Here is a 6,491-nt window from a genome sequence, read left to right on the forward strand (position 1 = left end):
TCGCCATCTCGCTGCCCTCGATGAACGAACCCTCGTAGGTGCGCTGCACGCGCTCGTCCGCCCTCGTCTCGTCGGCGATCTGCATCGCGCGGGTGTCAGCCATCGTGCGGGCCAGATCCGAGAAGTTGTTGAAAGTAGCCATTGAAGCCTCCAATGCTTACGCTCTCTCATCCGGTATTGGATAAGATGAAATCTCATCGGACGGGTCGGAGCGGCTTTGTCAGGGACGCGAGGCAAAGCCTCGCGCCGCTTTAGCGGCGGTGGGGGTCACGATTTTCTTTGGCGCCGCGCCACCTTCGACAAGCAGGACTGCCGGCGCGGCGCCAAAGAAAATGGTGGGGCCCCGCCGTCCTTGAGAAAGTCGTGGAGGCCCGTCAGAATATGGCGATGAGGCTGGGTCCGATGCCGAAATGAGAGAGAGTTGATCGATCCCGCCCCGACCGCTCTCGCGGTCGGGTTAACAGCGGGATCGTCGTCATGGATTTGCCCCGGCCCGCTCCGGGCCGGGTTAACAGCAAATCCCCGGGGACGTCCTTGCGCGAGGCCGTTACCCGAAGGGCGGAGCCCCTCCCTATGGGGCTCCGGGAGGCCCGCAGGGCCGACTAGGCCGGTCCCGCCGTCCCCGGCGGGACGTGCCACAAGGATTCCAGCGAGGGATCGTCACCCGAAGGGCGGAGACCCGTCAGGGGCTCCGGGAGGCGCAGCCGATTAGAGCCCGGTCCCGCCCATCGGGCGAGCGCCCTTTGTCATCGAGCGCTCTGCGATGCGGCGGTCACGACGCCACAGATACCCGAGAGGCAGCAGCATGAGCAGAGCGACATTGCCCGCTGCGATCATGTAGTCCTGCGGGTTCGGCCCGAGAGGGAAGTCGTCCCAGGTGAGGTACGCCAGAACATAGCAGACGCACGCGGCAAGGACCGGGCCGGCGAGGAGCAGATCGCGGGTATGGAATCGGCGCATGACGATCTCCTTTGATGGCGTTCCTATTTTGAGGGGCGGTTCAACGCTTGGTTGGCGCCTTCTGCGTGGCGAGATATCCGACGCAAGTGCCGAAGAGGATGCCCTGTGCGTAGATGAACGGCGAGTCCTGCTTGAATGCGTATCCAAGCGCGCAAAGCTGGACCAGCAGGAGGAACGCAAGGACCGTGTGAAGCGACGTGATCGGCATGCGCGCTCCTGTTGGCGAGCGATCAAAAAAGATCCCATGGGCGCGGGCTGGCGCCGGTTGAGGCAGACTGACCTTCCCGCTTTGTCGTGAAGGAGATCGCCTGTGTCCGTTCCGTCCCATGCCGCCGTCAGCACGCAGCTGAACGCCATCTTTGTGTCGCTGGAGCTGAGCCGTTCCACTTGGCTGGTGACGTCGCTGTCGCCGGGCCGCGGCGAGCGCATCTCTCGCCACCAGGTGAAGGGCGGTGACGTGCCGGCGCTCATGGAGCGGTTCGCGCAGTTGCAGGCGAAGGCGCGGGAGCGGACAGGCGAGCAGTACCCGCTGGTCGTCATCCAGGAAGCGGGGCTGGACGGCTTCTGGATCCACCGCTGCCTGGTGCGCGAGGGCATCGAGAGCCATGTCGTCGATGCCGCCTCGATCGCGGCGTCGCGGCGGAGCCGGCGCGCGAAGACGGACAAGCTGGACGGCGAAGCGCTGGTCCGCACGCTGCTCGCCTACAAGCGCGGAGAGCCGCGGGTCTGTGCGATGGTGACGGTACCCAGCATTGAGGACGAGGACCGCCGGCGCATCTGCCGCGAGCGGCGCTCGCTGGTGGTCGAGCGCATCCGCCACATCAACCGGGTCAAGGGCCTGCTGTTCGCGCAAGGGGTTGGCGACTACGAGCCGCTGCGCACCAACCGGCGCGCGCGGCTGGAGGAGCTGGTCACCGGCGACGGGCGGCCGCTGCCCCGCCATGTGAAGCGCGAGATCGAGCGCGAGCTGGACCGGCTGGAGCTGGTCATGCGCCAGATCAAGGAGGTCGAGCGAGAACGCGACGAGATGCTGGAGACGGTAGCGGACGATGCAACCGAGCCGACCAGCGCGCGCCTGCTTCAGCTGCGCGGCATCGGTCCTGAGTTCGCCGGCGTGCTGCACGCCGAGGCTTTCTTCCGCAGCTTCAGCAACAGGCGGCAGGTCGCCTGCTATGCAGGGCTGGCACCATCACCATGGCAGAGCGGCAGCATGGACCGCGAGCAGGGCGTGTCCAAGGCGGGCAACAAGCGGCTGCGCGTGACCATGATCCAGGTCGCTTGGCTATGGTTGCGGCACCAACCGGAGTCGGAGCTGACCCGCTGGTACGCGGCGAGGGTGCAAGCGAACGGCGGGCGCGTGCGCCGGGTGATGATCGTGGCACTCGCCCGCAAGCTGCTGATCGCGCTGTGGCAGTTCAGTTCGGCTGGCGTTGTGCCGCAGGGCGCGATGCTGAAGGCGGCCTGAGCAAGTCACCCGATACGAGTTCCCGCAGGGCATCGCCCCTGCCGGATCCAGGTGGACGGACCGTCGGCCCCTCTTGGCTTCATTCGCCGACAAAAAGGTTGGTCCCGTCTCCTGAGCCAGACCCGACGCAAGCGGGATTGTGGTGCGGCCGCGCACGAGCGGCGACCGGATGTGAGGTTAGAGCGGACCGGTTACTGGGACGCTTGTTGCAATAGGCTCAGACCAGCGATCCGATATCGACGATAAACCGAATGACGTAGAACGAGAGACTGAATCAAACCGTCGGCAGAGCACGTCGCGAGCCGTGTAGGGCGGCTTGTCTGGTTCGAGCAGGATTGCCCCCGCTCGCCAACCGGTTATCGTGCGAACCTAAGGGAACGGACGCAGTGGCTGAAAACGACGTTAAGGGCGGCAGTGAGGCGCCTATATCCGAGCAGTTAAAGGAAGCGGCCGGATGCGGCTGTCTCGGCATACCTGTCGCAATTTTCGGACCGATAATCACGAACCTCATAGGGATCTCGCCGTGGCCGATCCCTATCATCGCACTCCTTTACGCAGGAATTGCTTTTGTTGAGAAGACACCTCTTGGTAAGATGCATCGGAAGGCAAACTTCTCTCTGGCGTTGATCCTATTCACCTTTGCAACCGTGTCCGCGCTAATGACAGGGCGAGACAATGCAGAGGAAACTCGGAAGCCAAAGCCAAGTGTGATCGCAGCGCAAACTGATGAGCCAGCAGCTGTGGCTGATCCAGCTGTGCCATCGATACACGATGAAGTACGTGTAGATATCGATGAGATACTGAGACGATACGCCCAGAACCAGATTGGCGCTGCTCAGTATTTTGAAGGGAAGACTGCCATAGTCAGCGCGAAAGCAGTTCGTGTTCGAGAAGCTTTGGGAACGGGCATCCTTGTCGCCCAATCTACGAAGACTGGCAAACGACTGGAAATTGGCTTCGACGAGCAGGGCACGCGTGAGCTGGGCGATATCGAACCTGGCGATCGGATCGAGGCTAGGTGCCCCAAGATCAACGAGGCGATGGGGCAGGTTTTCGTCGTCTGCACGAGCATCTCGGTCACACGAAAATGAACTCATTGTCACCCAGCGTTCTCGATGAGAAGCGCCTGCAGTTTCGCTCACCGCGCCTCCAACAGTCACTTGATTCAGTGTTCACCATGTGAGGGGGCCGAAGCCCCCTGTCGTATCAGCCGAGGCCGATCATCTTTAGCGCCAGAGGCCCCGCTGTGCCGCCAATCGCGGCGATCCCGAGGATCGCGGCCAGCTGGACGCGGCTCAGCGTGACCTTGTTCTCGAACTTGCCGTCGATGTTGTCGAGCTTGCCGTTCATGGTCTTGAGCTGCGCCACGAGATCGCGGTTCGCGGTATCCACGGTCCTCACGATGAAGTCCTCCGTAACCTCGGTCAGATGTTGCGCCTCGTCGGGTTCTATACCCGCCTTCAGCGCGGTGCGAAAGAAAGTGATTTGAAAGCCTGCCATTTCAACCTCCATTTTCCGATGGCGGTTCCGCCCGGGCATGCGGCGGTCAGGGCCGTCAGGGACGTTAACCGGGAAGCCGCGCCGAAGGCGTGGACCCCGGTTGACGCTCGCGAGTGGGGGAGCCGATTTTCTCGGCCCCAGAGCGGAGCACAGCGGAGTGCCGGGGTCGTGAAAATTGGGGGCACCGCTCGTCCTTGACGGTCCGCCAACTCCGCATGCCAAACTTGGACGACATGAGAGAGAAGTATTGGGTTGGTTCGACGCGCGGCCGGAGCGAGACCGCATCCGGCGCCGTCAGGCGCTGTGTGCCTGGTCGAGTGGAGACGCGCGGCGGTTGCAAGGGATCGTCACCCGACAGGGCGGAGACCCGCTCGCGGGGCTCCGGGAGGCGAAGCCGAGTAGAGCCCGGTCCCGCCATAGGCGGGTGCCCAAGCCCTTGGTCACCGCTGGCTAGACAGGAACCCGTCTTTATGGCTCCCTCTCGTCAGCAGGGAGGGAGCCATGCCACGCAGGAGCAATGAACTACCGGACGTCGACTTTCTGTTTCGATTTATTGAAAAGCCTTTCGTTAGTCCAAATTGGGCCTGCGCTTACATCGGCATCGGGCTTGTTATGACGCTGATGCAGATGTTTTTTGTTGGCTCGCCTACGCCTGAGCCAGCACTCTCCCCGATCGACGTGATGACACGTCAGCTTCAGGCCATATATGGACTTAGGTTCTTGGTGCCGGCGCTTTGTTTCAGCGTCGTTGGCTGCTTGGGTCTTTTGACCTGCCTCGTACGCGACTGGATAAATCGGGCCGACTAGAGCCCGGTCCCGCCATAGGCGGGATGCGTCGGCATCATCAGCGCAGCGCCACGAATGCCAGCAGAACGTTGAAAAGGATCGAGAGTCCGAGCAGGGACGCAAGGACGTTCCGGTCGCTTTTGTGTCGTGCGGTGAGCTGGCGAGCTGCCGCAGCCGAGGTGGCGCGCTCGCGGGCGACCAAGGTCGAGAGGGTTTCGGAAAGCCGCATCAGCATGGTGCCTGTGGCACCGATCGAGCGAAGCCCCTGGTCATCAGGTGGGAGGGGTAGATCCTCGATGAGGCTCGCCGACGACGCGTAATCGTGGAGCAGGCCGATCGTCGTATCGAGGTCGAGGTGATCGCCCTCGAGGAGGGCCATTCTCGCCCTTGAGGCGGCCATGGCTCGGCATACTGCCGCAACCGCTGGATGGGTGTCGCCTGTCATGGTCGGCTCCTCACAATTCGTCGTAGTCGACGACCTCGCCCTTGCGGTCGCGGTAGACGTCGAGCTTTTCGGGTGCGTGCTTCGGGTCGGTGCAGTTGGCTTCGCCGTCGGGACGAACGTCGATCTGCTGGGTGTCGTATTTGTTGCCGCTGTCGATCCACCACTTGCAGCCGTACTGGTCCTCAACCTTGAACCAGCGGCGTGAGGAAAGGTCAGGACGGGGGTGTTCGCGCGAGAGCGTGATGTCCCCTTTCTTCAGCATGGCGGCGATCCGCGCCGGCTTCGCCTGTTCTTCCGCTTGCCGCGCCGCCTGGTCATTGGTGGGACCGGGATCCGCGCAGGCAGCGGCCAACAGCGGCAACAGGATAGCGAAGCGCATCGTTCTAACCTCCGGTTGGCGGGTATGCGGGCGAATTACACCGCAATCCGGAAGGCGGGAGGCTGATAGCTGCCGTCGGCGAAATGCTCGGCGATGGCCTCGAAAGTGCCGAGCTCGCTCGCTTCATCTGCGTCGATGACGACGTGCTCCTCTTCGTCCGCGGCGAAGCGCAGGCGGTCGCCACTGCCCTTCCAGACCACGATCTCCGGGCCGAAGGAGGGGGCGCCGCCCGACCAGCGCAGGTATGGCAGGTCGTGCGTGCAGCAGAAATCCTCGATTTCTGCGATTTCGCCGTCCCGGATCTCCTGGCCAAAGAGCCGCAACGGGCCGTCCTCAGGAAACTGGGAGCGATCGAAAGGTTCGCCGCCCCAATCGATTGAAAGTCTCTCGGCCTGAACTAAGGTTACAAAGTCGTCGACCAGATTAGCAGGGAGCGAGCCCCCGATCGTTATCGACACGGATACGCGGTCGCCCATGGGAATAGCTCCATCGGGTAGAGGCGAACTGGTCCCGGGCGAGTTCTCCTCGTCCCCTTGCCAGCACGTCATACCGCGTACCCCCTTCTCTTTTGCTTCCGAGTCTTGCGGCAGCGCAGCAGCGCTGCAAGCCATTTCTTCAAAAAAAGGGCGACGCCGAAGCGTCGCCCCTGAGTGGCACATGATGGGAGGCTGTTCACCATGTGCCGGGCCGGTATCGCGGGGAGCAGGCGTACCGGTATGGGATGGGCCGGCGCTTAAGCGCCGGCCGAGTTCGTCAGGCGTCGGCCGGTTCGCGGCGACGGCGACCGCGCGCGGGAGCGGGTTCGACCGGTGCCGTGGTCTCGCCGAGGCCGTCGTTGATCGAGCCACCCTCGTCGCCTGCGCCGCCATCGACCGGGCTGCCATCGGCACCGAAGGGCGGCGCCAGATCGTCCTCGCTCTTGACGCCGAGGGCGGCACCGACGTCGCGGCGACGCT

The 6,491-nt window shown here is 63.4% G+C and carries 9 protein-coding genes; 2 read left to right on the top strand and 7 right to left on the bottom strand.

Going from position 1 to position 6,491, the window contains the following annotated elements; genetic code table 11:
* Positions 1–708 precede the first annotated feature (708 nt).
* Together Q0579_RS02390 and Q0579_RS02395 are read right to left on the bottom strand one after the other, a co-directional pair.
* Positions 709–960, bottom strand: coding sequence for a hypothetical protein (locus Q0579_RS02390; protein WP_298273750.1), 252 nt, complete (start codon positions 958–960; stop codon positions 709–711).
* Between the two features lie 40 nt (positions 961–1,000).
* Complete coding sequence (locus Q0579_RS02395) at positions 1,001–1,168, bottom strand: hypothetical protein (RefSeq protein ID WP_298273752.1); 168 nt, start codon at positions 1,166–1,168, stop codon at positions 1,001–1,003.
* Positions 1,169–1,270: 102 nt separating this feature from the next.
* Here Q0579_RS02395 and Q0579_RS02400 point away from each other — a divergent pair, with 102 nt between their 5' ends.
* The gene (locus Q0579_RS02400; RefSeq protein WP_298278707.1) at positions 1,271–2,425 is read left to right on the top strand and encodes an IS110 family transposase; all 1,155 of its coding nucleotides are present in this window, start codon (positions 1,271–1,273) and stop codon (positions 2,423–2,425) included.
* Between the two features lie 386 nt (positions 2,426–2,811).
* The gene (locus Q0579_RS02405; RefSeq protein WP_298278709.1) at positions 2,812–3,516 is read left to right on the top strand and encodes a hypothetical protein; all 705 of its coding nucleotides are present in this window, start codon (positions 2,812–2,814) and stop codon (positions 3,514–3,516) included.
* 115 nt (positions 3,517–3,631) lie between these two features.
* On the opposite strand, the gene Q0579_RS02410 is transcribed toward Q0579_RS02405, so the two are convergent.
* The 5 genes from Q0579_RS02410 to Q0579_RS02430 all read right to left on the bottom strand — a co-directional run.
* A complete protein-coding gene (locus Q0579_RS02410; RefSeq protein WP_298808731.1) occupies positions 3,632–3,937 on the bottom strand; it encodes a hypothetical protein in 306 nt (101 codons plus the stop codon).
* A gap of 832 nt (positions 3,938–4,769) precedes the next feature.
* Positions 4,770–5,090, bottom strand: coding sequence for a hypothetical protein (locus Q0579_RS02415; protein ID WP_298808733.1), 321 nt, complete (start codon positions 5,088–5,090; stop codon positions 4,770–4,772).
* Between the two features lie 76 nt (positions 5,091–5,166).
* Positions 5,167–5,535 (bottom strand): hypothetical protein, encoded by a 369-nt coding sequence (locus tag Q0579_RS02420; protein ID WP_298278718.1) that lies wholly within the window; start codon positions 5,533–5,535, stop codon positions 5,167–5,169.
* Positions 5,536–5,570: 35 nt separating this feature from the next.
* On the bottom strand, positions 5,571–6,011 hold the full coding sequence (locus Q0579_RS02425; RefSeq protein WP_298278720.1) for a hypothetical protein: 441 nt from the start codon (positions 6,009–6,011) through the stop codon (positions 5,571–5,573).
* Between the two features lie 277 nt (positions 6,012–6,288).
* The coding region (locus tag Q0579_RS02430; protein WP_298278723.1) for a hypothetical protein at positions 6,289–6,491 on the bottom strand (203 nt) is incomplete at its 5' end.

Origin of the sequence: uncultured Sphingomonas sp. (assembly GCF_936927845.1) — a bacterium.
GTDB lineage: Bacteria > Pseudomonadota > Alphaproteobacteria > Sphingomonadales > Sphingomonadaceae > Sphingomonas.